Origin of the sequence: Citrobacter sp. Ca225 (assembly GCF_030337175.1) — a bacterium.
Classification (GTDB): domain Bacteria; phylum Pseudomonadota; class Gammaproteobacteria; order Enterobacterales; family Enterobacteriaceae; genus Citrobacter_A; species Citrobacter_A amalonaticus.
On the sequence record NZ_JAOWCD010000100.1, the window covers coordinates 36,076 to 60,653 of the forward strand.

Consider the following 24,578-nt stretch of genomic DNA (forward strand, 5'->3'; position numbering starts at 1 on the left):
GACATCAGGCAAGGCATAACGTCGAACGATGTTTCGCCGACTCAATTCCCAGTTCAATCAGTTCCATAATCTGGATAGCCTGGCTCGCCGGTACCGGGTTCTCTCCGTGACCATTCAACGCATCGCGGATCCCGGCATAGTACGCCGGATAATTCCCCGGCACGGTCAGCCAGGTCTCTTCCACCCGTGTTTCGCCTTCAACGCGTGTGACGATGCCATCACGCATATCGTAGCCCCAGTCTTCTTGCGGCAGGCGCTCGCCATTTTTCAGACGCTCTTCCTGCGGATCCAGACCGTACTTCACATAGCTGCCGCGCGAACCATGCACGATGTAACGCGCCGATTCCGCTGCCGCCAGCATCGTACCGTGTAAGATCACCCGACGCTGCGGGTAGGAAAGCGTGGCATGGAAGTAGTCGGTTGACTGTGCCCCCGGGCGCAACTGGGCCAAATCTACCGTCATGCTGACAGGCAGACCGAACAGATTGATCGCCTGATCAAGCAGATGCGGTGCCAGATCGTACCAGATACCGCTTCCCGGTCCCCCTTGCTCACGCCAGCGATCCCGTACCTGCGGACGAAAGCGGTCGAAATGCGATTCAAAATAGGCGACCTCACCCAAAACGCCTTCCGCCAGCATCGCTTTCAGGGTCAAAAAGTCACTGTCCCAACGACGGTTGTGGAAAACAGAGAGCACCCGTCCCAGACTGCGTGCCAGCGCATCCAGTTCGCGCGCTTGTGACAGTGTCACGGTGAAAGGTTTATCAACCACCACATGTTTACCCGCTTCCAGCGCCGCTTTGGCCAGCGGGAAATGGGTATCGTTTGGTGTGGGTATGACGATCAGATCAATATTAGGGTCGTTAAACAGATGCTTCGGCTCAGAGACAACGGCCACGGAAGGCCAGTCCGCCTTCACTTTCGCTGCATCGCTACTGGAAACGACGGCCAGTTCCAGTCCCGGCGTGCCGTCAATCAGGGGGGCATGGAACGTTTTACTGGCGTATCCGTAGCCAATCAGTCCTACACGGATGTTGTCACTCATATATATGCCTCTCGTTTCAGTCTGTGACTATTTCACACTATCCATGAACCACTCACAATAGTTTAATAACCCTGAGGCTATAAAGGTCGTTATTTAACTTAAGTCAAATAAATGTCACTTTCGGGCAGTTTGTCGGTATAAAGTCGCTGAAATCGTTCCCGAAACACTTGCCGGGATAATTATTGCTAAGTAACATCTGCTGCCGGTATTTAAGGATAAATCAAGCAAATGTCGTCAGTCATCAATCGTCTTATTGAATTAACAGGTTGGGTGGTTCTTGCGGTGTCCGTGGTCCTCCTTGGCGTTGCCAATCATATCGATAATTATCAGCCTCCCGAACCGACTGCCGCTGTTCAGCAGAAATAGCGCACCAGGCGGCGTATGTCGCCTGGAAAGTCGGTTTTCCCGAATTATTTGCAGAAAAAGCCGAAAAATTATCTGAAAAAGCGAATTGTGCGGCCTCCCATGCCGGCGCTTGTTGCCAGTGATGGCGAAGCGCGTTACCCTTCGCTCTGGTGTCGTCTGGCACTGCAAACATCATTTAAGAAAATACTTTTTCGGCCTTTACCTGCCGGTTCCTTTCACCGGGACAGGTTTATTTTACCTTCACCACTCGTGGCTTTATTTTTATATATAGGGATCCCTGTTTATGACTGTTCAGGATTATTTATTAAAATTTCGCAAAATTAGCTCGCTCGAAAGCCTGGAAAAGCTGTTTGACCACCTGCACTACACCCTGACCGACGATCATGACATTATCAATATGTATCGCGCGGCCGATCATCGCCGCGCAGAACTGGTCTCCGGCGGTCGCCTTTTTGATGTTGGTCAGGTACCGAAATCCGTCTGGCACTACGTGCAATAAGAAAGTAGCGCTTGCCGGTAAAAGCTTTATAATAATTGCCCCAAAAACAACGGTACGTCTGGCAATTCCGGAGATTTTATGACCACAACACCGGCACAGCGCATTGGCGGTTGGTTACTGGGCCCGCTGGCCTGGCTTTTAGTCGCCTTGCTGAGTGCGTCGCTGGCCTTGTTCCTGTATGCTACGGCGCTCGCCTCGCCCAAAACGTTAGCGATGCTGGCGGAGCAAAGTACCGGCAACCTGCTGTTGTGGGGCGTCTCTTTTCTCACCGCGATTGCCATGTGGTATTACACCCTGTGGTTGACGATTGCGTTCTTTAAGCGCAGACGCAGTGTGCCGAAGCACTATATTATCTGGCTGCTGGTCTCCGTCTTACTGGCGGTCAAGGCTTTTGCCTTTTCACCGGTGCCCGACGCCTTAGCTGTGCGTCAGTTACTCTTCCCGTTGCTGGCGGCAGCACTGTTAGTGCCCTATTTCAAGCGTTCCTCGCGTGTGAAAACGACCTTTGTGAACCCGTAATAACCTTACAGTTAACCTGTTGTCGCCTGCTGTAGATTGTCAGATAATAGGCGGCTTTTTTATTTCAGGCCGAAAAATGACTGATTACCTGCTGCTGTTTGTCGGAACTGTACTGGTCAATAACTTTGTACTGGTTAAGTTTCTGGGGCTTTGTCCTTTTATGGGCGTTTCCAAAAAGCTGGAAACCGCGATGGGGATGGGGCTTGCGACCACGTTTGTGATGACGCTGGCCTCAATCTGCGCCTGGCTGATTGACACCTGGATCCTGATCCCGCTCAATCTCATTTATCTGCGCACGCTAGCCTTTATTCTGGTTATCGCGGTCGTGGTGCAATTTACTGAAATGGTGGTGCGCAAAACCAGCCCGGCGCTCTATCGCCTGCTGGGGATTTTCTTACCGCTGATCACCACCAACTGCGCGGTTCTCGGTGTCGCGCTGCTGAATATCAATCTCGGCCATAACTTTTTACAGTCGGCGCTGTACGGTTTTTCCGCCGCCGTCGGCTTCTCGCTGGTGATGGTGCTGTTTGCGGCGATTCGCGAGCGTCTCGCCGTTGCAGATGTACCGGCACCGTTTCGCGGTAACGCCATTGCGCTGATTACCGCCGGGTTAATGTCTCTGGCCTTTATGGGCTTTAGTGGTTTGGTGAAGTTGTAATGAATGCTATCTGGATTGCCGTTGCCGCCGTGAGCCTGCTGGGCCTGGTGTTCGGCGCTATCCTGGGTTACGCCTCCCGTCGTTACGCGGTGGAGGATGATCCTGTCGTGGAAAAAATCGATGAGATTCTGCCGCAGAGCCAGTGTGGGCAATGCGGCTATCCCGGCTGTCGCCCCTATGCGGAAGCGATTGGCAGTCAGGGTGAAAAAATTAACCGCTGTGCGCCTGGCGGCGAAGCGGTGATGTTAAAAATCGCTGAACTGCTGAACGTGGATCCCCAGCCGATTGATGGCGATGAACAGGATGTGGCGCCGGTCCGCATGCTGGCGATGATTGATGAAGCCAACTGTATCGGCTGCACCAAGTGTATTCAGGCCTGCCCGGTGGATGCCATTATTGGCGCAACGCGTGCCATGCACACGGTGATGAGTGATTTGTGCACGGGCTGCAATCTGTGCGTGGATCCCTGCCCGACTCACTGCATTGAACTGCGTCCGGTCGCCGAAACACCTGACAGCTGGAAGTGGGATTTGAACACGATCCCCGTGCGTAATATCCCCGTGGAACAACATGCTTAAGTTATTCTCTGCTTTCAGAAAAGATAAGATCTGGGATTTCAACGGCGGTATCCATCCGCCGGAAATGAAAACCCAGTCAAACGGCACGCCGCTGCGTCAGGTTCCCCTCGCGCAGCGCTTTGTTATGCCGCTCAAACAACATATCGGTGCCGAAGGTGAACTGTGCGTCGCCGAAGGGCAACACGTATTGCGCGGACAAGCGCTGACCCGTGGATGGGGAAGAATGCTCCCGGTTCATGCGCCCACTTCCGGGACGGTGGTCGCCATTGCGCCCCACTCAACGGCGCATCCTTCGGCATTAGCTGAACTTAGCGTGATCATCGACGCCGACGGTGAAGACCGCTGGATTGAACGCGAAGGTTGGCAGGATTACCGTTCGCAGAGCCGCGAAGCCCTAATCGAACGTATTCACCAGTTCGGCGTCGCTGGACTGGGCGGTGCCGGCTTTCCAACCGGCTATAAATTAAAGGGTGGCGGCGACAAAATTGAAACGCTGATCATCAACGCGGCGGAATGTGAACCCTATATCACTGCCGACGATCGGCTGATGCAGGATTGTGCGGCGCAGGTTGTCGAGGGTATCCGTATCCTGGCGCATATTCTGCAACCGAGTGAAGTCCTCATCGGTATCGAAGATAACAAACCGCAGGCCATCTCAATGCTGCGTGCGGTGCTGGCCGACGCGCGGGATATCTCACTGCGTGTCATCCCGACGAAATATCCGTCGGGCGGCGCAAAACAGCTGACCCAAATCCTGACCGGGAAGCAGGTTCCGCACGGCGGTCGTTCTTCCGACATCGGCGTACTGATGCAAAACGTCGGTACGGCGTATGCGGTAAAACGCGCGATCGTCGATGGAGAACCGATTACTGAACGGGTTGTGACCCTCACCGGTGAAGCGGTCAGTCGTCCAGGCAACGTCTGGGCGAGGCTGGGTACACCAGTGAAACATCTGTTAAATGATGCCGGTTTCTGCCCTTCTGCCGATCAGATGGTGATTATGGGCGGCCCGCTGATGGGCTTCACCCTACCGTGGCTCGATGTGCCGGTCGTAAAGATCACCAACTGTTTGCTGGCACCGTCAGCGACAGAGATGGGTGAACCACAGGAAGAGAAAGGCTGCATTCGCTGTAGCGCCTGCGCCGACGCCTGCCCGGCAGATCTTCTGCCCCAGCAGCTTTACTGGTTCAGTAAAGGGCAACAGCATGACAAAGCCACGGCGCATAACATTGCCGACTGCATTGAATGCGGTGCCTGTGCCTGGGTTTGCCCGAGCAATATTCCGTTGGTGCAATATTTCCGTCAGGAGAAAGCCGAGCTTTACGCAATAAGCCAGGAAGAGAAACGCGCGGCAGAGGCTAAAGCGCGCTTTGAAGCGCGTCAGGCTCGCCTGGAGCGAGAGAAAGCGGCGCGTCTGGAACGTCACAAGAAAGCCGCCGTGCAGCCTGCGGCAAAAGATCAGGATGCCATTGCCGCCGCCCTGGCTCGCGTCAAAGAGAAACAGGCGCAAGCGACTCAACCGGTGATGATCAAAGCCGGTGAAAAACCGGACAATAGTGCGGTGATAGCCGCTCGCGAAGCGCGCAAAGCGCTGGCACGAGCAAAACAGGCCGGGAACGTCACCGCAGTGGATGCCGATCCGCGTAAAGCCGCCGTCGAGGCCGCTATCGCCCGTGCGAAGGCGCGCAAGCAGGAACAGCAGACCAACGGCGAATCTGCTGCACCAACTGAACCGATGGATCCGCGCAAAGCCGCCGTTGAGGCCGCGATCGCCCGCGCGAAAGCGCGCAAGCAGGAACAGCAGACCAGCGGCGAACTTGCTGCACCGGCTGAACCGGTGGATCCGCGCAAAGCCGCCGTTGAGGCCGCTATTGCCCGCGCGAAAGCGCGCAAGCAAGAACAACAGGCCAGCGGCGAACCTGCTGCGCCAACTGAACCGGTGGATCCGCGCAAAGCCGCCGTTGAGGCTGCTATCGCCCGTGCGAAGGCACGCAAACAAGAACAACAGGCCAGCAGCGAACCTGCCGCACCGGCTGAACCGGTGGATCCGCGCAAAGCCGCCGTTGAGGCTGCTATCGCCCGTGCGAAGGCGCGTAAACAGGAACAGCAGGCCAGCGACGAACCAGCTGCCCCCTCCCTGGAACCGGTCGACCCACGCAAGGCGGCCATCGCCGCTGCAATAGCGCGCGCAAAAGCTAAAAAAGACGCTCAGCAGCAGGTTGTTAACGAGGAATAAATGGTATTCAGAATCGCAAGTTCTCCCTACACGCATAATCAGCGTCAAACCTCGCGCATTATGCTGCTGGTCTTACTGGCTGCGGTGCCAGGCATCGCCGTGCAATGGTGGTTTTTCGGCTGGGGGACGCTGTTCCAGATCGTACTCGCCTGCGCCAGTGCGCTGCTGGCGGAGGCCGCCGTACTCAGATTGCGTAAACAGCCGGTAGTGGCGATTTTAAAAGATAACTCCGCGCTGCTGACCGGTCTGCTGCTGGCCGTCAGTATTCCTCCCCTCGCCCCCTGGTGGATGGTGATCCTCGGTACGGTATTCGCGGTGATCATTGCCAAGCAATTGTATGGTGGTCTGGGACAAAACCCGTTCAACCCGGCGATGATTGGTTATGTGGTGCTGCTAATCTCCTTCCCGGTGCAGATGACCAGTTGGTTGCCCCCGCAGGATATTGCCGCCAGCGCGCCGGGACTGGTCGATGCGCTGCAGGTCATCTTTACCGGGCATACCGCCAGCGGCGGTGATATGAATACGTTGCGTATGGGGATTGACGGGGTAAGCCAGGCCACGCCGCTGGATACGTTCAAAACCTCTCTGCATGCAGGTCATTCTGTTGAGCAGATCATGCAGTACCCCATTTACAACGGTATGTTTGCCGGTGCGGGCTGGCAGTGGGTCAACCTGGCCTGGCTGGCTGGCGGTGTTTTTCTGCTACAGCAAAAAGCTATTCGCTGGCATATTCCGGTAAGCTTCCTGCTCTCATTGGGCGTCTGTGCGACGCTGGGCTGGCTGTTTGTCCCCGAGTCGCTGGCTTCCCCGCAAATTCATCTGCTCAGTGGGGCAACGATGCTTGGCGCATTCTTCATTCTGACGGACCCGGTGACGGCCTCGACGACCAATCGCGGTCGTCTGGTGTTTGGCGCACTGGCGGGCCTGCTGGTGTGGTTAATCCGTAGCTTCGGCGGCTATCCGGATGGCGTGGCCTTTGCCGTACTGTTAGCCAATATTACGGTGCCGCTGATTGACTACTACACGCGCCCGCGCGTGTACGGACACCGCAAAGGATAATCCATGCTGAAAACGATTCGTAAACATGGCATCACCCTGGCGCTGTTTGCCGCTGGCTCGACCGGACTCACCGCCGCCATCAACCAGTTGACCAAAACCACCATTGATGAACAGGCAGCCATTCAGCAAAAGGCGCTGTTTGATCAGGTCTTGCCTGCCGATCGCTATAATAACCGTTTGCAGGATCGCTGCGTCGTGGTCAGCGCCCCTGAGCTGGGCAAAGGCGAGCATCGCGTTTATATCGCTGAGCAGGACGGGACTCCCGTGGCGGCGGTACTTGAGGCGACGGCACCGGATGGTTATTCCGGTGCCATCCAGTTGTTGGTCGGCGCCGATTTCAGCGGTACGATTTTAGGCACTCGCGTGACGGAACACCATGAAACGCCGGGTCTGGGCGATAAAATAGAACGGCGTCTGTCTGACTGGATCACCGGTTTCAGCGGAAAAAAAATCCAGAGTGATAACGACAGCCACTGGGCCGTGAAAAAAGACGGCGGGGATTTTGACCAGTTTACCGGGGCGACGATTACGCCACGTGCGGTGGTCAATGCCGTCAAGCGTGCCGGACTGTATGCCCGGACGCTGCCGGCACAACTTCCTCAACTTCCGGCCTGCGGAGAATAAATCATGAGCGAAATTAAAGACGTCATCGTTCAGGGATTGTGGAAAAACAACTCGGCACTGGTACAACTGTTGGGACTGTGCCCTCTGCTGGCGGTAACCTCTACGGCGACCAATGCGTTGGGACTGGGTCTTGCCACCACGCTGGTATTGACCCTGACTAATCTGGCGGTCTCGACATTACGTCGCTGGACGCCGGCAGAAATTCGTATCCCAATTTATGTGATGATTATCGCGTCGGTCGTCAGTGTGGTACAGATGCTGATCAACGCCTATGCCTTTGGCCTCTACCAGTCGCTGGGGATTTTTATCCCGCTGATCGTGACCAACTGCATTGTGGTGGGACGTGCTGAAGCCTTCGCCGCCAAAAAGGGTCCGGCGCTCTCTGCGCTCGACGGGTTTTCCATCGGGATGGGCGCAACCGGCGCTATGTTTGTGCTGGGCTCTCTACGTGAGATTATCGGCAACGGAACCTTGTTTGACGGTGCGGATGGGCTGCTCGGTAGTTGGGCAAAGGTACTGCGCGTGGAAATTTTCCACACCGACTCTCCTTTCCTGCTGGCAATGCTGCCCCCCGGCGCCTTTATTGGCCTGGGACTCATGCTGGCGGTGAAATATCTCATTGATGAGAAGATGAAAAAACGTCGCGCCAGTGCGTCTGTCGCAACGGAGTTGCCCTCCGCTGAACCAGGGAATGTCTCATGAATAAAGCAAAGCGGTTAGAAATTTTAACCCGATTACGCGCGAATAATCCGCATCCGACGACCGAACTGAATTTCAGCTCGCCCTTTGAACTGTTGATCGCCGTGCTGTTATCGGCCCAGGCGACAGATGTCAGCGTGAACAAGGCCACGGCGAAACTCTACCCGGTTGCCAATACCCCCGCCGCCATGCTGGAACTCGGCGTTGAGGGCGTGAAGTCCTATATCAAAACGATCGGCCTGTTTAACAGCAAAGCCGAAAACGTGATTAAGACCTGCCGCATCCTGCTTGAGCAACATCATGGCGAGGTGCCTGAGGACCGTGCGGCGCTTGAAGCCCTGCCGGGCGTGGGTCGCAAGACGGCAAACGTCGTGCTGAATACCGCCTTCGGCTGGCCCACCATCGCCGTCGACACGCATATCTTTCGCGTCTGTAACCGTACCCACTTTGCGCCCGGCAAGAACGTTGAGCAGGTGGAAGAGAAATTGCTGAAAGTGGTTCCCGAAGAGTTTAAGGTCGACTGCCACCACTGGCTGATCCTGCACGGTCGTTACACCTGTATTGCCCGCAAGCCGCGCTGTGGCTCCTGCATCATCGAAGATCTTTGTGAATACAAAGAGAAGGTCGATATCTGACTCGTCGGGGCAACCCCATCCGCCCCGCCATAACTTTTTGTTATCCTCTACTTCTTCCTCTTCATTCCGTCAATGATTCCACGTCACCAGGTTTAGACAAATGAATAATCCTGGTGATTAGTGCTTATTCAGGTTAATCCTTTTTTTAATAACGAAAATTTCTATCCAACTGTGATCCCGATCATAGTGATAACCCTATGTAAATTATTTTGTTGAATTTGGTTAATTCTACAATCAGATGACAAGGAGTCAGTTTTTATACACAAAACATTACACTGGCTATTTTTTAGATACTGGCCTTTATCACTACGTTAAACGGCACATAGCAGAACATATCGCCATGCAGCGATTTTCAGGGCCCGTTGACAGCGTAAAAAACTGCCATTACGCAATTAAAAAAATTTAACGCTAGATAACATTTATCTACCCCGATGAATTCACCAGATGAGATATATGTAACAGGTTATTACAAAAGACTTGTCTGAAAGTGCAAGATAGTGAACATTACTTGCCGTTTCCCCTCCCACTATAACAATTTCACGGCTACCCAGTGGTATCACGTGACAGAACACCCCCGTTAATATGGGATGTAAAAAAAGAGGCTAAAGTGTCTACTGCAAACAAGAAACCAACGGAAAGCGTCAGTCTTAACGCTTTCAAACAACCGAAGGCGTTCTATCTCATCTTCTCGATTGAGCTCTGGGAGCGTTTCGGTTATTACGGCTTACAAGGAATTATGGCCGTTTACCTGGTTAAACAACTGGGTATGTCTGAAGCGGATTCAATCACTCTTTTCTCGTCTTTTAGCGCCCTGGTTTACGGTCTGGTCGCCATTGGTGGCTGGTTAGGCGATAAAATTCTGGGTACCAAGCGCGTCATTATGCTTGGTGCGGTAGTCCTGGCTATTGGTTATGCCCTGGTGGCATGGTCCGGACACGACGCTGGCATCGTTTATATGGGGATGGCCGCCATTGCCGTGGGTAATGGTCTGTTTAAAGCTAACCCGTCCTCGCTGCTCTCAACCTGCTATGCAAAAGATGACCCGCGTCTTGATGGTGCATTTACGATGTACTACATGTCCGTCAATATCGGTTCATTCTTCTCAATGCTGGCAACGCCGTGGCTTGCCGCGCATTACGGCTGGAGCACCGCGTTCGCGTTGAGCGTTGTCGGTATGCTGATCACCGTGGTGAACTTCGCGTTCTGCCAGCGTTGGGTGAAGAACTACGGTTCTAAACCTGACTTTGAGCCGATTAACTTCCGCAACCTGCTGCTGACCATCGTCGGTGTTATCGCGCTCATCGCGATCGCCACCTGGCTGCTGCATAACCAGCAAATCGCCCGCATGGTTCTGGGTGTGATCGCGCTTGGTATCGTGATTATCTTCGGTAAAGAAGCCTTCTCTATGCAGGGTGCGGCTCGTCGTAAAATGATCGTGGCGTTCATTCTGATGCTGGAAGCGATCATCTTCTTCGTGCTGTACAGCCAGATGCCGACATCGCTGAACTTCTTCGCTATCCGTAACGTTGAGCACTCCATTCTTGGCATCGCGTTCGAACCTGAACAGTATCAGGCGCTGAACCCGTTCTGGATCATCATTGGTAGTCCTATCCTCGCGGCTATCTATAACAAGATGGGCGACACTCTGCCGATGCCGACGAAGTTTGCCATTGGTATGGTGCTGTGTTCAGGCGCGTTCCTGATCCTGCCGCTGGGTGCCAAATTCGCCTCTGATGCGGGCATCGTTTCCGTTAACTGGCTGATCATCTGCTACGGCCTGCAAAGTATCGGTGAGCTGATGATTTCCGGTCTGGGCCTGGCCATGGTGGCACAGCTGGTTCCACAGCGTCTGATGGGCTTCATCATGGGTAGCTGGTTCCTCACCACTGCCGGCGCCAACATCATTGGCGGTTATGTCGCCAGCATGATGGCGGTTCCGGAAAACGTAACAGACCCGCTGATGTCTCTGGAAGTGTATGGTCGCGTGTTCCTGCAGATTGGCGTGGCGACCGCAGTGATCGCTGTTCTGATGTTGCTGACGGCGCCGAAACTGAACCGCATGACTCAGGACGACGAACCTCGCGAGAAAGCGTCTAAAACCGCTACCGCGTAAATTTCTGGGAAACGCATAATGAAGCTGCTAACGTTGCGTTAGCGGCTTTTTTTTTGCCTGAACCCGAACCAGGATACGTTAAACCTCAGTTGAAAGGAGTTATCGATGAAACTGTTCTACAAGCCAGGCGCCTGCTCTCTTGCCTCCCATATTACCCTTCGCGAGAGTGGGAAAGATTTCACGCTGGATGGCGTGGATTTGATGAAAAAGCGTCTGGAAAACGGCGATGATTTTTTCGCGGTCAACCCGAAAGGACAGGTTCCCGCTTTGCTGCTCGATGATGGTACGCTGCTGACCGAAGGCGTGGCGATAATGCAATATCTCGCCGACAGCGTTCCTGATCGCCAGTTGCTGGCTCCCGTAAGCAGCATTTCACGCTACAAGACGCTGGAATGGCTTAACTACATTGCGACTGAACTGCATAAAGGCTTCACGCCGCTGTTTCGCCCTGACACTCCAGAAGAGTATAAACCGACCGTTCGCGCGCTTCTTGAGAAGAAAATGCAGTACGTTGATGCCGCTCTCAAAGAGGGACAATGGATTTGTGGCTCGCGTTTCACTATCGCGGATGCCTACCTTTTCACCGTACTGCGCTGGGCGTATGCGGTAAAACTCAATATGGACGGGTTAGAGAATATTGCGGCATATATGAAACGAATGGCTGAGCGTCCGGGCGTTGCGGCAGCGCTGAAGGCGGAAGGAATACAGTAAGCGAATCAGGCCGGATGGCGGCGGTCAACGCCGCATCCGGCAGGCAAGTCAAAGCTGTGTGGCGCTAAAGTAGTGGTCTGGTTGAGCGATACGATCCTGCGCCGCCACCACCTGCAGTTCATATTCCTGCATTGCTTTGGTAGCAATCATAATCTCATACACCGCCGCCGTCACATGTTCCAGCGCCTGCTGGATTGTCGCCCCCTGCAGCAATTTCACTAACAGTAAACCACTGGTCACATCGCCCACGCCGACCGGCTGACGGACACCGAAATCCACCAGCGGACGACTGATGTGCCAGGCGTCATCGGCAGTAACCAGCAGCATTTCAAAACGATCCTGACTGTAACCCGCACGCGCCAGGTGTTTGACCAGCACAATTTCCGGCCCCTGCGCAATGAGCTCGCGGGCGGCGGTAACCGCTTCATCCACGGTGTTCACCGCGTGTTCACAGAGAATTTCCAGCTCAATCAGATTCGGGGCGATGATGTCGCTGGCAGGTAACGCGTGGCGAACATGAAATTCGGCGACGCCAGGCGCGACAATGCACCCCTTTTCCGGATGTCCCATCACCGGGTCACAAAAATATTTCGCCGCCGGATTCGCCGCTTTCACCTGACGCACAATCCCCAGAATATGCTCGCCCTGCTCGGCAGAACCCAGATAACCGCTCAGCACCGCATCACAGCGCTTCAGCTGATCGATATCGGCAATGCCCTGCACAATCTCCGTCAGATGCGAGGGCGGCATGACGCAGCCAGTCCATTTGCCGTATTGCGTGTGATTAGAGAATTGAACCGTATTGAGGGGCCAGACGTTGGCACCGAGGCGGCGCATCGGAAACTCCGCGGCGCTATTGCCAGCATGTCCAAAAACAACGTGGGACTGAATGGCGAGGATATTCTTCATTTTTTGCTTACCACAACCCTGAAAAAATAAAGGGGCGTGGTTTCCCACGCCCCTGCTAACTTTCGATTACTTCCAGCACACCAGACAGTAATTCTTCTTACCGCGACGCAGCAGCGTGTAGCGGCCGTACAGACGATCGCCTTCGGTGAAGGTGTACTCCGGATCCGACTGCTTCTCGCCGTTAATGGTGATCGCGTTTGACGCAATGGTCTTACGCGCCTGACCACGAGACGGCTGCAGTTCGGAATCCACCAGCGCCTGCATCAGATCTGCGCCTTTTTCCATCTCGACCATTGGCACACCGTCCTGCGCCAGTTGTTCGAAGTCCGCTTCACTCAAATCGCTCAGCGTACCGTTGAACAGGCTCTCGGTGATGCGTTTCGCCGCGATAAGGCCCTCTTCGCCATGCACCAGACGCGTGACCTGCTCGGCCAGCACGTACTGCGCACGCGGCGCTTTACCGCTGTTCTTGTCTTCTTCTTCCAGCGCATTGATCTCTTCAATGTCCATGAAGGTGAAGAACTTCAGGAAGCGATACACGTCGGCGTCCGCCGTGTTGATCCAGAACTGATAGAATTTGTACGGACTGGTTTTCTTCGGATCCAGCCATACTGCGCCGCCTTCGGTTTTGCCGAACTTGGTACCGTCCGCTTTGGTGATCAGCGGAACGGTCAGACCGAAGACCTGATTCTGATGCAGACGACGCGTCAGGTCTATCCCGGAGGTGATGTTACCCCACTGATCGGAACCACCGATTTGCAGCGCCACACCATGCAGTTTATTCAGACAGGCAAAGTCATAACCCTGTAACAGGTTGTAGGAGAACTCAGTGAAGGAGATCCCTTGATCGTCACGGTTCAGACGCTGCTTCACCGCTTCTTTGTTGATCATCTGGTTGACAGAGAAATGCTTACCGATATCGCGCAGGAAGGTCAGCACGTTCATGTTGCCGAACCAGTCATAGTTATTCGCCGCGATAGCGGAGTTGTCGCCGCAGTCGAAATCCAGGAACGGAGCAACCTGTTTACGGATTTTGTCTACCCACTCCTGAACGGTGTCTTCGGTGTTCAGTTTACGCTCGGCGGCTTTAAAGCTCGGGTCGCCAATCAGACCGGTCGCGCCACCGACCAGCGCCACAGGTTTATGACCTGCCTGCTGGAAGCGTTTCAGGCATAACAAGGGAACCAGATGCCCCAAATGCAAGCTGTCAGCGGTAGGATCGAAGCCGCAATAGAGCGCGATCGGGCCTTGCGCCAGTCGCTCTGCTAACGCTTCCTCGTCCGTCACCTGGGCAACCAGCCCCCGCTCTTGCAATTGTTTAATCAAGTTACTGCTTGCCATCAAAATCTCCATGTATAAAACGACTGCACCTTTGCCGGTACACGACTTTTCGCCAGACGCGAAAGCTCTATAGAATAAAGCGCTGGCGCACACAGCGCTAGCGCTTAACGCAACAATTTTCCGGGTTTATGGTGCGAGACGGTCAATTTTCCATGCGTCATTTTCACGCTGGTATAAAAAGCGGTCATGCAGTCGGTGCTCACCGCCCTGCCAGAACTCCATCTGTTCTATGCTGACGCGGAATCCGCCCCAGAAACTGGGCAGCGGCACTTCGCCTTGCTGGAATTTCTGTTTTAATTCGAGGAATTTACTTTCGAGGATCCCGCGCGCGGAAATGCGGCTGGACTGTTTCGAGACCCAGGCGCCAATCTGGCTGTCACGCGGACGGCTGTGGAAATACTTCACCACTTCCAGGGTCGATAAGCGTTCGGCTTTACCCGTCACCATCACTTGACGTTCCAGCATATGCCAGGGAAACAGCAGGCTGATGCGGGGATTTTTTTCGATTTGATGCGCTTTACGGCTGCCGAGGTTGGTATAGAACACCAGCCCTCTTTCATCGTAGTGTTTCAGCAACACAATACGCTGATACGGTTGGCCATTTTCGTCAACGGTCGCTACAACCATGGCGGTGGGATCCGCCAGTCTGGCGTCACATGCCTGAGCCAGCCAGCGTTCGAAAAGCGTTAACGGCTCAGCGGGAAGATCGCGGCGGCGCAGACCGCCTTTGGTGTATTCACGGCGCAGATGCGCGATTTGCTGCAATTCGTCGTTATCAGACATGGGGTTCGCTACGGATTGTCAGTGGGTGGCGCTATTGTGCGCCGCCCTGCTGGAAATCTCAACGCTTCGGGTTTTGTAACTGGCAGTTATTCAGCACGATACGGTCACGTTTGTAGACGGTCGCTCCGTCGCCTTTCGACCAGAACACATAGATTCCGTCGGTATAACGCGCGCCTGACGCCGAAATACCCTGCTTCAGATTAAGCAGTTTGTTGTCATAAACAAAATTCATCTCCTGACGGGTATTATTCAATTTTACCGTCAGCGGTTTTTCATCACACTGGTATTCCAGCGTATCCGTTTGCATACGTTCAACAAACTGGTTGTAGACGCTACAACCAGAGAGCATAAGCGGAAAACAGATGAGTAGCAGTTTTTTCATAGACGTATCCTGTAGACTTTCCTGGTCCAGGAGGGTGAATTCACCCTCCTAATCTCCACAGTGTAACGGCAGAAGACGAAAGAAAAATTCAGTTAACTCTGAGTTCGTGGGGTGGCGGGAAACACCGCGCCCAGAATGCTTGCTTCAGAGGCACCGGTCACCGAGGGCAAATTGCCCGGAAGACCAGCCAGCGTGCGCCACGCCAGCCAGGCAAATGCCAACGCTTCCATATCATCGCCGCTGATCCCGGCCTCATCGGTGGTCGTCACTTCCGTTCCCGGCAGCAGTCCTGCCAGTCGGGTCATTAACAAAGGATTACGACTACCGCCGCCGCAGACCATCAGACGTTCACAGCCCCCACTCAGCAACACCTGTTCAGAGATGGTGACCGCCGTCAGCTCCGTCAACGTCGCCTGAACATCGCGCGGCGCAATCCCCGGGAACGCCGTCAGTTGCCGTTCAATCCAGCCGTAGTTGAAGTATTCACGCCCGGTGCTTTTCGGTGCCGGTAGCGAGAACCAGGGATCGCTGAGCATCGTTTGTAGCAACGGAATAATCACCGTCCCACCGCAGGCCCATTGCGCATCTTTATCATAGGGTTTGCCGCACTGCCGCCAGATCCAGGCATCCATCAGCATATTGCCGGGTCCGGTGTCGTATCCACGCACGGGCTGCCCTGGAATCAGCAGCGACAGATTCGCAATGCCGCCAATATTGAGCACCATTCTTCGCTCGGTCGGATGCGCGAGCAGCGCCTGATGAAATGCAGGTACCAGTGGCGCGCCCTGTCCGCCCAGCGCGATATCACGACGACGGAAATCGCCGACTACCGTGATTCCGGTATGCGCCACAATTTGATTGTTATCGCCGATCTGCAGCGTATGCGGCGCCGCGCCGGTGGGTTCATGCCACACCGTTTGCCCGTGGCAACCGATAGCGATAATGTCTTGCGGACGCAGTTTTTCCTGCACCAGTAGCGCGTTGACCGCCTCGGCAAACAGTTTGCCCAACCGAACATCCAACTGCCCCAACTGGGAAAGCGTCAGAGATTGCCCCTGGCAAATATCGAGAATCGCCTGTTTAAGGGAAACAGGCATCGGCCAGGTGAGACTCCCCTGTTGGGCCACCATCGTGTCATCTATCGTCGCCAGTACGACATCAACACCATCAAGGCTGGTGCCTGACATCACGCCAATGTAACGGCCCGATTTCATACATGTTCCTTTTTAAGCATGACTTTTTGCCAACACTCCATCATAAACGCGCAGTCAATGCTACGCTTCATTCACGTTTTTCCCGAAAGCACCCTCGCCGCGTTGATTTAATAAATTCACTGAATAGTTCGTTTAAAGTTGGTTAAGCTGCCTGTTATTATGATTTCTGCATCATTCAGACAGAACATGTGACCTTAAACGCGCAAATGCCATATAATTTGACCATGAGGGATGCTTGGGTAGCGTTTCATGGTGAACAGGAGATTTTTAAATGATTAAACGTGTACTGATCGTTTCACTGGCTGGCTTATCTTTAGTGGGTTGTGCCAACACGGATAGCCTTTCAGGCGATGTCTATACCGCTTCTGAAGCGAAGCAGGTTCAGAACGTTACCTACGGGACGATTGTAAACGTGCGTCCGGTAAAAATTCAGGCTGGTGATAATGATAACGTGATCGGCGCCATTGGTGGTGCTGTGCTCGGTGGCTTCCTGGGTAACACTGTGGGTGGTGGTACGGGTCGTTCTCTGGCAACGGCGGCGGGTGCTGTCGCCGGTGGTGTCGCCGGACAAGGCGTGCAGGGTGCGATGAATAAAACGCAGGGTGTTGAACTGGAAATCCGTAAGGATGATGGCAACACCATCATGGTTGTTCAGAAACAAGGTGATACGCGTTTCTCTGCCGGACAGCGTGTCGTACTGGCCAGCAACGGTCGTCAGGTAACCGTTTCTCCGCGCTAAGTGAATTAACGTGTGGTCAGGACCTGACCACACGTTTCATGACATTAATCGTGCGACTGTAGCTCAATAATATTGTGTTCAAGTCGGGTGATCAGTTTAATCAGCAGGTCAATTTCCTGCGCAGAAATCCCTTCCAGAATTTCACCACGCGTTTTGTTGATAACCGCTTCCATATCAGCAATCAGCGGCTCTGCCTTTTCTGTCAGTTTAATCCGTTTGGCCCGGCGATCGCTGACACAGGTCTGACGCGAAATAAGCCCTTTCTCTTCGAGCTGATCCAGCGTACGTACCAGTGACGGCTGTTCGATGCCAATCGCTTTTGCCAGTTGTATCTGTGATTGATCCGGTGGCAGTTGATGAATATTATGCAGCGTAACCCAGTGCGTCTGCGTCAATTCCAGAGGCTTAAGACGGTGGTCTATCAAAGCACGCCAAATGCGCACCAACCGTGCCAGATCAGAACCTAGTGGCGATTCCAATTTCATCTCCTTATAATTAGCTTGCTAAGATATTATACTGATTTTAGAATAGTGTGCAGCAATTGTATTGCTAAAACAAATGTATTGCTGCATTTGGTTACCGACAGACATATTTTTCAGACATTACGCGAAAAAAGCACGCTTCGTACCAGTTTTTGCTAAACCTGGATAAACGTAGCCTGACGCAAAGGACTATTGCTTGTGACCTCCGCACACAATACAACAGGGATGCCCTTACAGGATTTAGTGATTGGCGCATCTGTTTACTTCCCGCCGCTGTTCAAGGCCTTTGCGCTGGGATTTCTCCTCTGGCTTTTCATCCATCGCCTGCTGCGCGAACGGATTTACTCGGGTGAAATCTGGCATCCTTTATTGATGGATCTGTCAATTTTTGCCCTCTGCGTCTGTTTGGGTCTTCTTTTATTGGTTGCATGGTAATTATGACGCTGAAAACACTGAAATATTTCTCCACCATTGTGGTTGCTACCCTCGCCGTTCTGGCGGGATGGTTTATGTGGAATTATTACATGCAATCGCCGTGGACGCGTGACGGAAAGGTGCGAGCCGAACAGGTCAGCGTTACGCCGCAGGTGTCCGGCGCCATCGTCGATCTCCCGATAAAAGATAACCAGTTCGTCAACGCCGGCGATCTGCTTTTTCGTATCGATAAGACCCCTTTTCATATCGCCGAGCTCAACGCGCAGGCGCAACTGGCTAAAGCACAATCGGAACTGGCGAAAGCCAATAACGAAGCCACTCGCCGTCGTCACTTATCGCAGAATTTTATCTCCGCTGAAGAGCTGGATACCGCCAATCTGAACGTCAAAGCGATGCAGGCAAGCGTAGACGTCGCTCAGGCGACGCTCAGACAGGCGCAGTGGCAACTGGCGCAGACGGATGTCCACGCCCCGGTCTCCGGGTGGATAACCAATCTGTCGACGCGTACCGGTGACTTCGCCACCTCCGGTCAACCGTTGTTTGCCCTGGTGGACAGCCATTCCTTCTATGTGATGGGTTATTTTGAAGAAACCAAGCTGCGTCATATCCGCGAAGGCGCACCTGCCCAGATTACACTTTACAGCGGCAATATTAAGTTACAGGGTCACGTATCCAGCATTGGCCGCGCGATTTACGACCAAAGCGTGGAGAGCGATTCCGGTCTGGTGCCGGATATTAAACCCAACGTGCCCTGGGTGCGTCTGGCGCAGCGCGTTCCGGTGCGTATCGAATTTGACCAGCTTCCACGTGACGTAACGCTCGTTTCCGGCACGACCTGTAGCGTAGCGATCGGCAACTAAATGAAGCGACTGCGCGTGTCTCTGGGCAATACGCCGTGGCTGAAAGCGACGGCCGGGCAGTGGCGCTATGCCCTGCGTAATACCCTCGCGATGTGCCTGGCGCTGACGTTTGCCTACTATCTCAATCTGGATGAACCCTATTGGGCGATGACCTCCGCCGCCGTGGTCAGTTTTCCCACCGTCGGCGGCGTAATCAGTAAAAGTCTCGGGCGCATTGCCGGCAGTCTGCTGGGGGCGACCGCAGCGTTAATTCTTGCCGGGCATACGCTCAACGAACCGTGGCTGTTTTTGTTGAGCATGTCCGCCTGGATTGGTTTCTGTACGTGGGCCTGCGCGCAGTTTACCAACAATGTGGCTTATGCCTTCCAGCTCGCGGGATACACCGCCGCCATTATTGCCTTCCCGATGGTGAACATTGTCGACATCACTCAACTCTGGGATATCGCCCAGGCACGTGTTTGCGAGGTGATTGTCGGGATCCTCTGCGGCGGCACGATGATGATGATTTTGCCCAGCACCTCCGATGGCACCGCGCTACTGACCGCGCTGAAGAACATGCACGCGCGCCTGTTGGAACACGCCAGCCTGCTGTGGCAACCTGAGTCTACTGACGCCATCCGCTCGGCCCACGAAGGGGTGATCGGGCAGATTTTGACAATGAATTTACTGCGTATTCAGGCATTCTGGAGCCATTACCGCTTCCGGCGTCAGAATGCGCTGCTGAACGTCCTGCTGCACCATCAACTGCGCCTGACCAGTGTCATCTCGAGCCTGCGCAGAATGTTACTGAACTGGCCGACTCCTCCGGCCCACACACGTGATGTTATTGACCAACTGTTGACAGCACTGGCCCGTTCACAAACTGACAGTTATGCCGTCGCGCGGATTATTGCACCACTCGCCCCCACCGACGTAAGCGACTATCGTCACGTCGCCTTCTGGCAGCGGTTACGTTATTTCTGCCGTCTCTATCTGCGTACCAGCCGTCAGCTACGCGTGATTGAAAATGGCGGGCCGCTTACTACCGTTAACATTCCGCGCGCGCCAGCGCTGGCACGGCATACCGACCACGCAGAAGCCCTCTGGAGCGGCCTGCGCACCTTCGTCACGCTAATGCTGATTGGCACATGGAGCATTGTTTCACAGTGGGAATCGGGATCGGCGGCGCTGACCCTGGCGGCCATCAGCAGCGTGCTTTACTCCGTCGTCGCCACACCGTTTAAATCACTCTCACTGCTGATGCGCACGATGGTATTGCTCTCGCTGTTCAGTTTCGTGGTCAAGTTCGGGCTGATGGTGCAGATTAGTGACCTGTGGGAGTTCCTGCTGTTTTTGTTCCCCTTGCTGACCACCATGCAATTATTGAAATTGCAGATGCCAAAACTGGCGGGGCTTTGGGGGCAACTGATTGTCTTTATGGGTTCGTTTATCGCCGTGACCAACCCGCCGGTCTATGACTTTGCCGATTTTCTGAATGACAATACGGCGAAGATTGTCGGCGTGGCGTTGTCATGGCTGGCGTTCGCGATTTTGCGTCCCGGTTCGGATGCACGCAAAAGCCGGCGTCATATTCGGGCGCTGCGCCGGAGCTTTGTCGATCAGTTGAGCCGTTATCCGACGTACAGTGAAAATGAGTACGAGTCGCTGACCTATCACCATATCAGTCAGTTAAGCAACAGTCAGGATGCGCTGGCACGGCGTTGGCTGCTACGCTGGGGCGTGGTGTTGCTCAACTGTTCGCACGTCGTCTGGCAACTGCGCAGCTGGGAATCGCGTTCTGACCCGCTGTCGCAGGTCAGGGACATCTGTATTGCTTTACTGCATGATGTGATGAGCGAACGCGGCGTCCAGCAACGACCGCTTGCCGCGACGCTGGCTGAACTCCTGCGGATTTGCCAGACGCTTTCTCACCATCATCAACCCGCCGCGCAAGAACTGGCGGCGATCGTCTGGCGACTGTATTGTTCGCTTTCCCAACTGGAACAAGCGCCGCCAGAAGGGTCGCTGACGTCCTGATTATTTGATCACGCCACAAGCGAAACGCGCCCCACCACCGCCCAGGGGTTTGGGCTGATCGGACATATTATCGCCACCGACGTGGATCATCAGCGCTTTGTCTTTGATGTCGTTAAGAGATTTCAGGCGCGTTGCCGTGACAGGAACAATGGCTTTACCTTCGTCATTCACCACCAGCACGGGCAAATCGCCCAGGTGCCCTTCGCCATCCGGTCCGGCGTGTTTACCGGTTTTGTGCGGGTCAAAATGTCCCCCCGCAGACTCAGCAGCAGACGCTTTACCGTCTTTAATGGCAGGCTGACAGCTGCCGTTGGCATGGATATGAAAACCATGTTCTCCCGGCGGCAACGCTTTCAGATCCGGTGTAAACTCCAGTCCGTTCTCGGTTTCCGCAATGGTGACTTCCCCGATGGACTGCCCGACACCTTGCGGGGTAACCAGATTCATCTCCACTGTTTCACTGGCGGCTTGCGCCCCCGCACAGGCTAACAGGGTTAACACAGCCAGACTCAATCGCTTCATAGGACCTCCGTTCTGTATGTATGTCGGTTAAGTGTAAACCAGTGACGCGATTTTGAACGGAGATCCTCGATTTTACGTTTACGGGACGTCGTAACCCAGTGCAGCTTTACGGATACGGAACCACTGCTGACGACTCATTTTCAGAGACTCGGCTTTCACTGCCGCACGTACACGCTCGATTTTTCCGGAGCCTATGATCGGCAGCGGCTGCGACGGCAGACGCAGTATCCAGGCGTAAACCACCTGCTCAATAGAAGAGGCATTCAGTTCTTGCGCAATGACCGCCAGTTCGTTACGCAGCGGCTGGAACGCATCGTCATTAAAGAGACGTCCGCCACCAAGGCAGGACCAGGCCATTGGGCGAATACGCAGTTGCTGAAGCTGATCGAGGGTGCCGTCTAACAGCAGCGGTTGGTGAACCGGAGAGATCTCCACCTGGTTGGTCGCCAGCGTGAACGGAAGGCGCGATTGCAGCAGCGTAAACTGCGCCGGGGTGAAGTTGGAGACGCCGAAGTGACGCACTTTTCCACTCTGATGCAGATGTTTGAAGGCTTCGGCGACCTCATCGGCATCCATCAGCGGGTCCGGGCGGTGGATCAGCAGCAGATCCAGATGGTCGGTCGCCAGATTGATCAACGACTGTTCCGCACTTTTCACAATATGATCGCGGTCGGTGATGTAGTGGCCGAGCGCGTTTTCCGCACGGGCGGTGGTGGCGATCCCGCATTTGGTGACGATCTGCATCCGCTCACGCAAATGAGGAGCCAGTTTCAGCGCTTCGCCAAAGGCGGCCTCGCACAGATAACCCCCGTAAATATCCGCATGGTCCACGGTCGTGACACCTAAATCCAGGTGCTCTTCAATAAAGCTCACCAGCTCCCGGGGGGACATATTCCAGTCCATCAGTCGCCAGTATCCCATGACAAAGCGGGAGAATTCCGGGCCTTGTGGCGCAAGAGTAATACGCTGAACCATAACTGCTTCCTCGTGAAGTAAATTACAGCGAGTATATACAATTAGTGGCTTAAAAGAGTGAAGGCTGTTGAGGTTCTTCTGGCGCGGCGGGTTTATTTGCGCGTAATTTACGCAGCAGACGCTGGCGGCATAACCGCAGCACATCTTGTTTTTGTGCGTCGCTCATTTTTTGCCAGTTGAACCGCTCATCCCGACTGCGCAGGCACCCCCGGCAAAAACCGCGTTCATCTGACTGGCAAATTCCCCGACATGGGCTCTGAACGGGAAAAAACTCTAACTGCTCTGCCACGCCCTTTCCTCTTCATTAGGTCTTCACTCTATTGAAGACGTAAACACGATTTCTGGCAACCTGTCTTGCATTAGACCGACTGGTCTATTACACTCCCTGCCATGAACAAGCAAACTGAGTACGATACCCGCGAACACTTACTGGCTACCGGTGAGCATCTTTGCATGCAGCGAGGCTTTACCGGTATGGGACTGAGCGAGTTGCTCAAAACCGCCGGGGTGCCGAAAGGATCGTTTTATCACTACTTTCGCTCTAAAGAAGCCTTTGGCGTCGCAATGCTGGAACGGCATTTTGCCGGTTATCATCAGCGGCTGACGGTGCATTTTGACACGGGTCCAGGCAATTACCGCGATCGCATTCTGGCTTATTATCAGGAAACCCTGAATCAGTTTTGCCAGCAAGGAATCATCAGCGGCTGCCTGACGGTTAAACTCTCCGCCGAAGTGTGCGACCTGTCGGAAGATATGCGCACCGCAATGGACCAGGGGGCCGGGAAAATTATGGTCATCCTGGCTCAGGCGCTGGAAAAAGGACGTGATAGTCATTGTTTGACGTTTGCAGGAGAACCACTGCAGCAGGCGCAAATCCTTTATGCGCTGTGGCTGGGAGCGAATCTGCAGGCCAAAATTTCTCGCAGTGCCACCCCGCTGGAAAACGCGCTGGCACACGTGAAAAATATTATCGCAACGCCTGGTGCTTAACAGGCGTTTTATTTAACTGCTTACTAGACGACCGGTCTATTCATAACGGAAAACATTATGTCATCAGATAAACTGTTTACCCCACTGAAAGTGGGCGCGATCACCGCACCAAACCGTATTTTCATGGCCCCGCTGACGCGTCTGCGTAGCATTGAGCCAGGCGACATCCCGACTCCGTTAATGGCCGAGTATTATCGCCAACGCGCCAGCGCGGGTCTGATCATCAGCGAAGCGACGCAGATTTCCGCACAGGCGAAGGGTTATGCCGGCGCGCCGGGCCTGCACAGTGATGAGCAGATCGCCGCATGGAAGAAAATCACCGCCGGTGTTCATGCTGAAAACGGCCACATCGCCGTTCAGTTATGGCACACAGGCCGTATTTCTCACGCCAGCCTGCAACCGGGTGGACAGCCGCCGGTATCCGCATCCGCTATCAGCGCCGGGACCCGTACTTCCCTGCGTGATGAAAATGGTCAGGCTATCCGAGTGGATACCTCTATGCCACGCGCGCTGGAAACCGATGAAATCCCGGGAATCGTCAATGATTTCCGCCAGGCTATCGCCAATGCGCGTGAAGCCGGTTTCGATCTGGTTGAACTGCACTCTGCGCACGGTTATCTGCTGCATCAGTTCCTTTCCCCTTCTTCTAACCATCGTACCGATCAGTACGGCGGTAGCGTGGAGAATCGCGCGCGCCTGGTGCTGGAAGTAGTCGATGCGGGCATTAAAGAATGGGGTGCGGACCGTATCGGGATTCGCGTTTCGCCTGTTGGCACCTTCCAGAATGTCGACAATGGTCCGAACGAAGAAGCCGATGCGCTGTATCTGATTGAAGAACTCGGTAAACGCGGCATCGCCTATCTGCACATGTCTGAACCAGACTGGGCTGGCGGCAAGCCGTATACCGACGCGTTCCGCGAAAAAGTACGCGCTCGTTTCCACGGTCCGATTATCGGTGCCGGCGCCTATACGCGTGAAAAAGCAGAGACCTTAATTGAGAAGGGTCTGATCGATGCTGTCGCGTTTGGTCGTGATTACATCGCTAACCCGGATCTGGTGGCGCGTCTGCAACGTAAAGCTGAACTCAACCCGCAACGCAGTGAAAGTTTCTACGGCGGCGGTGCGGAAGGCTACACCGATTACCCGACGCTCTGATTCCCTCCATCGCATTCCTTCATTGATAGCGGC

The 24,578-nt window shown here is 54.3% G+C and carries 27 protein-coding genes and 1 pseudogene; 18 read left to right on the forward strand and 10 right to left on the reverse strand.

All coding sequences use genetic code 11. The features are described from left to right. Positions 1–4 precede the first annotated feature (4 nt). Positions 5–1,045: an oxidoreductase gene (locus OGW13_RS20835; RefSeq protein ID WP_043000782.1), complete on the reverse strand. Its 1,041-nt coding sequence runs from the start codon at positions 1,043–1,045 to the stop codon at positions 5–7. A gap of 240 nt (positions 1,046–1,285) precedes the next feature. On the opposite strand from OGW13_RS20835, the gene blr reads away from it, so the two are divergent. The 12 genes from blr to gstA all read left to right on the forward strand — a co-directional run bounded on the left by blr (position 1,286) and on the right by gstA (position 11,742). Further along, positions 1,286–1,411 (forward strand): division septum protein Blr, encoded by a 126-nt coding sequence (blr, locus tag OGW13_RS20840; protein WP_043001937.1) that lies wholly within the window; start codon positions 1,286–1,288, stop codon positions 1,409–1,411. A gap of 283 nt (positions 1,412–1,694) precedes the next feature. Then, positions 1,695–1,910, forward strand: a complete 216-nt coding sequence (gene ydgT, locus OGW13_RS20845; protein ID WP_043000783.1) for a transcription modulator YdgT — start codon at positions 1,695–1,697, stop codon at positions 1,908–1,910. A gap of 78 nt (positions 1,911–1,988) precedes the next feature. Further along, positions 1,989–2,429, forward strand: a complete 441-nt coding sequence (locus tag OGW13_RS20850; RefSeq protein WP_043000784.1) for a DUF2569 domain-containing protein — start codon at positions 1,989–1,991, stop codon at positions 2,427–2,429. A gap of 76 nt (positions 2,430–2,505) precedes the next feature. Beyond that, complete coding sequence (gene rsxA, locus OGW13_RS20855; RefSeq protein ID WP_003029144.1) at positions 2,506–3,087, forward strand: electron transport complex subunit RsxA; 582 nt, start codon at positions 2,506–2,508, stop codon at positions 3,085–3,087. After that, complete coding sequence (rsxB, locus tag OGW13_RS20860) at positions 3,087–3,665, forward strand: electron transport complex subunit RsxB (RefSeq protein ID WP_043000785.1); 579 nt, start codon at positions 3,087–3,089, stop codon at positions 3,663–3,665. The genes rsxA and rsxB overlap by 1 nt, the downstream gene beginning before the upstream one ends. Further along, complete coding sequence (gene rsxC, locus OGW13_RS20865; RefSeq protein ID WP_287116438.1) at positions 3,658–5,901, forward strand: electron transport complex subunit RsxC; 2,244 nt, start codon at positions 3,658–3,660, stop codon at positions 5,899–5,901. Before rsxB ends, rsxC begins: the two co-directional genes overlap by 8 nt. Beyond that, entirely contained in the window at positions 5,902–6,960 is a 1,059-nt protein-coding gene (gene rsxD / locus OGW13_RS20870) for an electron transport complex subunit RsxD (RefSeq protein WP_044328195.1), read from the forward strand. 3 nt (positions 6,961–6,963) lie between these two features. After that, the gene (gene rsxG, locus OGW13_RS20875) at positions 6,964–7,584 is read left to right on the forward strand and encodes an electron transport complex subunit RsxG (RefSeq protein ID WP_044254656.1); all 621 of its coding nucleotides are present in this window, start codon (positions 6,964–6,966) and stop codon (positions 7,582–7,584) included. Positions 7,585–7,587: 3 nt separating this feature from the next. Continuing rightward, on the forward strand, positions 7,588–8,286 hold the full coding sequence (locus OGW13_RS20880) for an electron transport complex subunit E (RefSeq protein WP_043000790.1): 699 nt from the start codon (positions 7,588–7,590) through the stop codon (positions 8,284–8,286). Then, positions 8,283–8,918, forward strand: a complete 636-nt coding sequence (gene nth / locus OGW13_RS20885; RefSeq protein WP_054176670.1) for an endonuclease III — start codon at positions 8,283–8,285, stop codon at positions 8,916–8,918. The genes OGW13_RS20880 and nth overlap by 4 nt, the downstream gene beginning before the upstream one ends. Positions 8,919–9,525: 607 nt before the next feature. Next, positions 9,526–11,031 carry a dipeptide/tripeptide permease DtpA gene (dtpA, locus tag OGW13_RS20890; RefSeq protein WP_043000792.1) on the forward strand — a complete coding sequence of 502 codons (1,506 nt, stop codon included), beginning with the start codon at positions 9,526–9,528 and terminating at the stop codon, positions 11,029–11,031. A 105-nt stretch (positions 11,032–11,136) separates the two neighbouring features. Next, the gene (gstA, locus tag OGW13_RS20895) at positions 11,137–11,742 is read left to right on the forward strand and encodes a glutathione transferase GstA (protein ID WP_044254662.1); all 606 of its coding nucleotides are present in this window, start codon (positions 11,137–11,139) and stop codon (positions 11,740–11,742) included. 48 nt (positions 11,743–11,790) lie between these two features. Here the strand turns inward: gstA and pdxY are convergent, their stop codons facing one another. From pdxY to anmK, 5 genes are all read right to left on the reverse strand, one after another. Beyond that, positions 11,791–12,651, reverse strand: a complete 861-nt coding sequence (gene pdxY, locus OGW13_RS20900) for a pyridoxal kinase PdxY (RefSeq protein WP_043000794.1) — start codon at positions 12,649–12,651, stop codon at positions 11,791–11,793. Between the two features lie 66 nt (positions 12,652–12,717). Beyond that, positions 12,718–13,992: a tyrosine--tRNA ligase gene (tyrS, locus tag OGW13_RS20905; RefSeq protein ID WP_043000795.1), complete on the reverse strand. Its 1,275-nt coding sequence runs from the start codon at positions 13,990–13,992 to the stop codon at positions 12,718–12,720. Between the two features lie 126 nt (positions 13,993–14,118). Beyond that, positions 14,119–14,775, reverse strand: coding sequence for a pyridoxamine 5'-phosphate oxidase (gene pdxH / locus OGW13_RS20910; protein ID WP_043000796.1), 657 nt, complete (start codon positions 14,773–14,775; stop codon positions 14,119–14,121). Positions 14,776–14,833: 58 nt separating this feature from the next. After that, positions 14,834–15,157: a C-type lysozyme inhibitor gene (gene mliC, locus OGW13_RS20915; protein WP_043000797.1), complete on the reverse strand. Its 324-nt coding sequence runs from the start codon at positions 15,155–15,157 to the stop codon at positions 14,834–14,836. A 92-nt stretch (positions 15,158–15,249) separates the two neighbouring features. Then, complete coding sequence (anmK, locus tag OGW13_RS20920; protein ID WP_061070163.1) at positions 15,250–16,371, reverse strand: anhydro-N-acetylmuramic acid kinase; 1,122 nt, start codon at positions 16,369–16,371, stop codon at positions 15,250–15,252. Between the two features lie 271 nt (positions 16,372–16,642). Between anmK and slyB the strand changes: the two genes are divergently transcribed. After that, positions 16,643–17,110: an outer membrane lipoprotein SlyB gene (gene slyB / locus OGW13_RS20925; RefSeq protein WP_043000799.1), complete on the forward strand. Its 468-nt coding sequence runs from the start codon at positions 16,643–16,645 to the stop codon at positions 17,108–17,110. Positions 17,111–17,154: 44 nt separating this feature from the next. Here slyB and slyA read toward each other — a convergent pair whose 3' ends face one another. Then, entirely contained in the window at positions 17,155–17,595 is a 441-nt protein-coding gene (slyA, locus tag OGW13_RS20930; protein ID WP_080343305.1) for a transcriptional regulator SlyA, read from the reverse strand. 222 nt (positions 17,596–17,817) lie between these two features. On the opposite strand from slyA, the gene OGW13_RS20935 reads away from it, so the two are divergent. From OGW13_RS20935 to OGW13_RS20945, 3 genes and pseudogenes are all read left to right on the forward strand, one after another. Beyond that, a complete protein-coding gene (locus tag OGW13_RS20935) occupies positions 17,818–18,027 on the forward strand; it encodes a DUF1656 domain-containing protein (protein ID WP_043001939.1) in 210 nt (69 codons plus the stop codon). Between the two features lie 2 nt (positions 18,028–18,029). Continuing rightward, positions 18,030–18,887, forward strand: a complete 858-nt coding sequence (locus OGW13_RS20940) for an efflux RND transporter periplasmic adaptor subunit (RefSeq protein WP_043000800.1) — start codon at positions 18,030–18,032, stop codon at positions 18,885–18,887. Further along, positions 18,888–20,961: pseudogene (locus tag OGW13_RS20945) on the forward strand (FUSC family protein). On the opposite strand, the gene sodC reads toward OGW13_RS20945, so the two are convergent. The 3 genes from sodC to OGW13_RS20960 form a co-directional block, all read right to left on the reverse strand. Then, positions 20,904–21,425, reverse strand: coding sequence for a superoxide dismutase [Cu-Zn] SodC (sodC, locus tag OGW13_RS20950; RefSeq protein ID WP_043000802.1), 522 nt, complete (start codon positions 21,423–21,425; stop codon positions 20,904–20,906). The pseudogene OGW13_RS20945 and the gene sodC sit on opposite strands and share 58 nt — an antisense overlap. 78 nt (positions 21,426–21,503) lie before the next feature. Beyond that, complete coding sequence (locus OGW13_RS20955; protein WP_043000803.1) at positions 21,504–22,400, reverse strand: aldo/keto reductase; 897 nt, start codon at positions 22,398–22,400, stop codon at positions 21,504–21,506. A gap of 49 nt (positions 22,401–22,449) precedes the next feature. Continuing rightward, a complete protein-coding gene (locus tag OGW13_RS20960; protein ID WP_043000804.1) occupies positions 22,450–22,689 on the reverse strand; it encodes a DUF1289 domain-containing protein in 240 nt (79 codons plus the stop codon). Positions 22,690–22,790: 101 nt separating this feature from the next. Between OGW13_RS20960 and OGW13_RS20965 the strand changes: the two genes are divergently transcribed. Together OGW13_RS20965 and OGW13_RS20970 are read left to right on the forward strand one after the other, a co-directional pair. Next, positions 22,791–23,390: a TetR/AcrR family transcriptional regulator gene (locus OGW13_RS20965; RefSeq protein ID WP_061070166.1), complete on the forward strand. Its 600-nt coding sequence runs from the start codon at positions 22,791–22,793 to the stop codon at positions 23,388–23,390. A 57-nt stretch (positions 23,391–23,447) separates the two neighbouring features. Beyond that, positions 23,448–24,545, forward strand: a complete 1,098-nt coding sequence (locus tag OGW13_RS20970) for an alkene reductase (protein WP_044265372.1) — start codon at positions 23,448–23,450, stop codon at positions 24,543–24,545. Positions 24,546–24,578 lie beyond the last annotated feature (33 nt).

What these genes read in the sequence shown, in the direction of transcription:
- OGW13_RS20835 (WP_043000782.1), bottom strand. Translation starts at nt 1,045, where the DNA reads ATGAGTGACAACATCCGTGTAGGACTGATTGGCTACGGATACGCCAGT.
- ydgT (WP_043000783.1), top strand. Translation starts at nt 1,695, where the DNA reads ATGACTGTTCAGGATTATTTATTAAAATTTCGCAAAATTAGCTCGCTC.
- OGW13_RS20850 (WP_043000784.1), top strand. Translation starts at nt 1,989, where the DNA reads ATGACCACAACACCGGCACAGCGCATTGGCGGTTGGTTACTGGGCCCG.
- rsxA (WP_003029144.1), top strand. Translation starts at nt 2,506, where the DNA reads ATGACTGATTACCTGCTGCTGTTTGTCGGAACTGTACTGGTCAATAAC.
- rsxB (WP_043000785.1), top strand. Translation starts at nt 3,087, where the DNA reads ATGAATGCTATCTGGATTGCCGTTGCCGCCGTGAGCCTGCTGGGCCTG.
- rsxC (WP_287116438.1), top strand. Translation starts at nt 3,658, where the DNA reads ATGCTTAAGTTATTCTCTGCTTTCAGAAAAGATAAGATCTGGGATTTC.
- rsxD (WP_044328195.1), top strand. Translation starts at nt 5,902, where the DNA reads ATGGTATTCAGAATCGCAAGTTCTCCCTACACGCATAATCAGCGTCAA.
- rsxG (WP_044254656.1), top strand. Translation starts at nt 6,964, where the DNA reads ATGCTGAAAACGATTCGTAAACATGGCATCACCCTGGCGCTGTTTGCC.
- OGW13_RS20880 (WP_043000790.1), top strand. Translation starts at nt 7,588, where the DNA reads ATGAGCGAAATTAAAGACGTCATCGTTCAGGGATTGTGGAAAAACAAC.
- nth (WP_054176670.1), top strand. Translation starts at nt 8,283, where the DNA reads ATGAATAAAGCAAAGCGGTTAGAAATTTTAACCCGATTACGCGCGAAT.
- gstA (WP_044254662.1), top strand. Translation starts at nt 11,137, where the DNA reads ATGAAACTGTTCTACAAGCCAGGCGCCTGCTCTCTTGCCTCCCATATT.
- pdxY (WP_043000794.1), bottom strand. Translation starts at nt 12,651, where the DNA reads ATGAAGAATATCCTCGCCATTCAGTCCCACGTTGTTTTTGGACATGCT.
- tyrS (WP_043000795.1), bottom strand. Translation starts at nt 13,992, where the DNA reads ATGGCAAGCAGTAACTTGATTAAACAATTGCAAGAGCGGGGGCTGGTT.
- pdxH (WP_043000796.1), bottom strand. Translation starts at nt 14,775, where the DNA reads ATGTCTGATAACGACGAATTGCAGCAAATCGCGCATCTGCGCCGTGAA.
- mliC (WP_043000797.1), bottom strand. Translation starts at nt 15,157, where the DNA reads ATGAAAAAACTGCTACTCATCTGTTTTCCGCTTATGCTCTCTGGTTGT.
- anmK (WP_061070163.1), bottom strand. Translation starts at nt 16,371, where the DNA reads ATGAAATCGGGCCGTTACATTGGCGTGATGTCAGGCACCAGCCTTGAT.
- slyB (WP_043000799.1), top strand. Translation starts at nt 16,643, where the DNA reads ATGATTAAACGTGTACTGATCGTTTCACTGGCTGGCTTATCTTTAGTG.
- slyA (WP_080343305.1), bottom strand. Translation starts at nt 17,595, where the DNA reads ATGAAATTGGAATCGCCACTAGGTTCTGATCTGGCACGGTTGGTGCGC.
- OGW13_RS20935 (WP_043001939.1), top strand. Translation starts at nt 17,818, where the DNA reads ATGCCCTTACAGGATTTAGTGATTGGCGCATCTGTTTACTTCCCGCCG.
- OGW13_RS20940 (WP_043000800.1), top strand. Translation starts at nt 18,030, where the DNA reads ATGACGCTGAAAACACTGAAATATTTCTCCACCATTGTGGTTGCTACC.
- sodC (WP_043000802.1), bottom strand. Translation starts at nt 21,425, where the DNA reads ATGAAGCGATTGAGTCTGGCTGTGTTAACCCTGTTAGCCTGTGCGGGG.
- OGW13_RS20955 (WP_043000803.1), bottom strand. Translation starts at nt 22,400, where the DNA reads ATGGTTCAGCGTATTACTCTTGCGCCACAAGGCCCGGAATTCTCCCGC.
- OGW13_RS20965 (WP_061070166.1), top strand. Translation starts at nt 22,791, where the DNA reads ATGAACAAGCAAACTGAGTACGATACCCGCGAACACTTACTGGCTACC.
- OGW13_RS20970 (WP_044265372.1), top strand. Translation starts at nt 23,448, where the DNA reads ATGTCATCAGATAAACTGTTTACCCCACTGAAAGTGGGCGCGATCACC.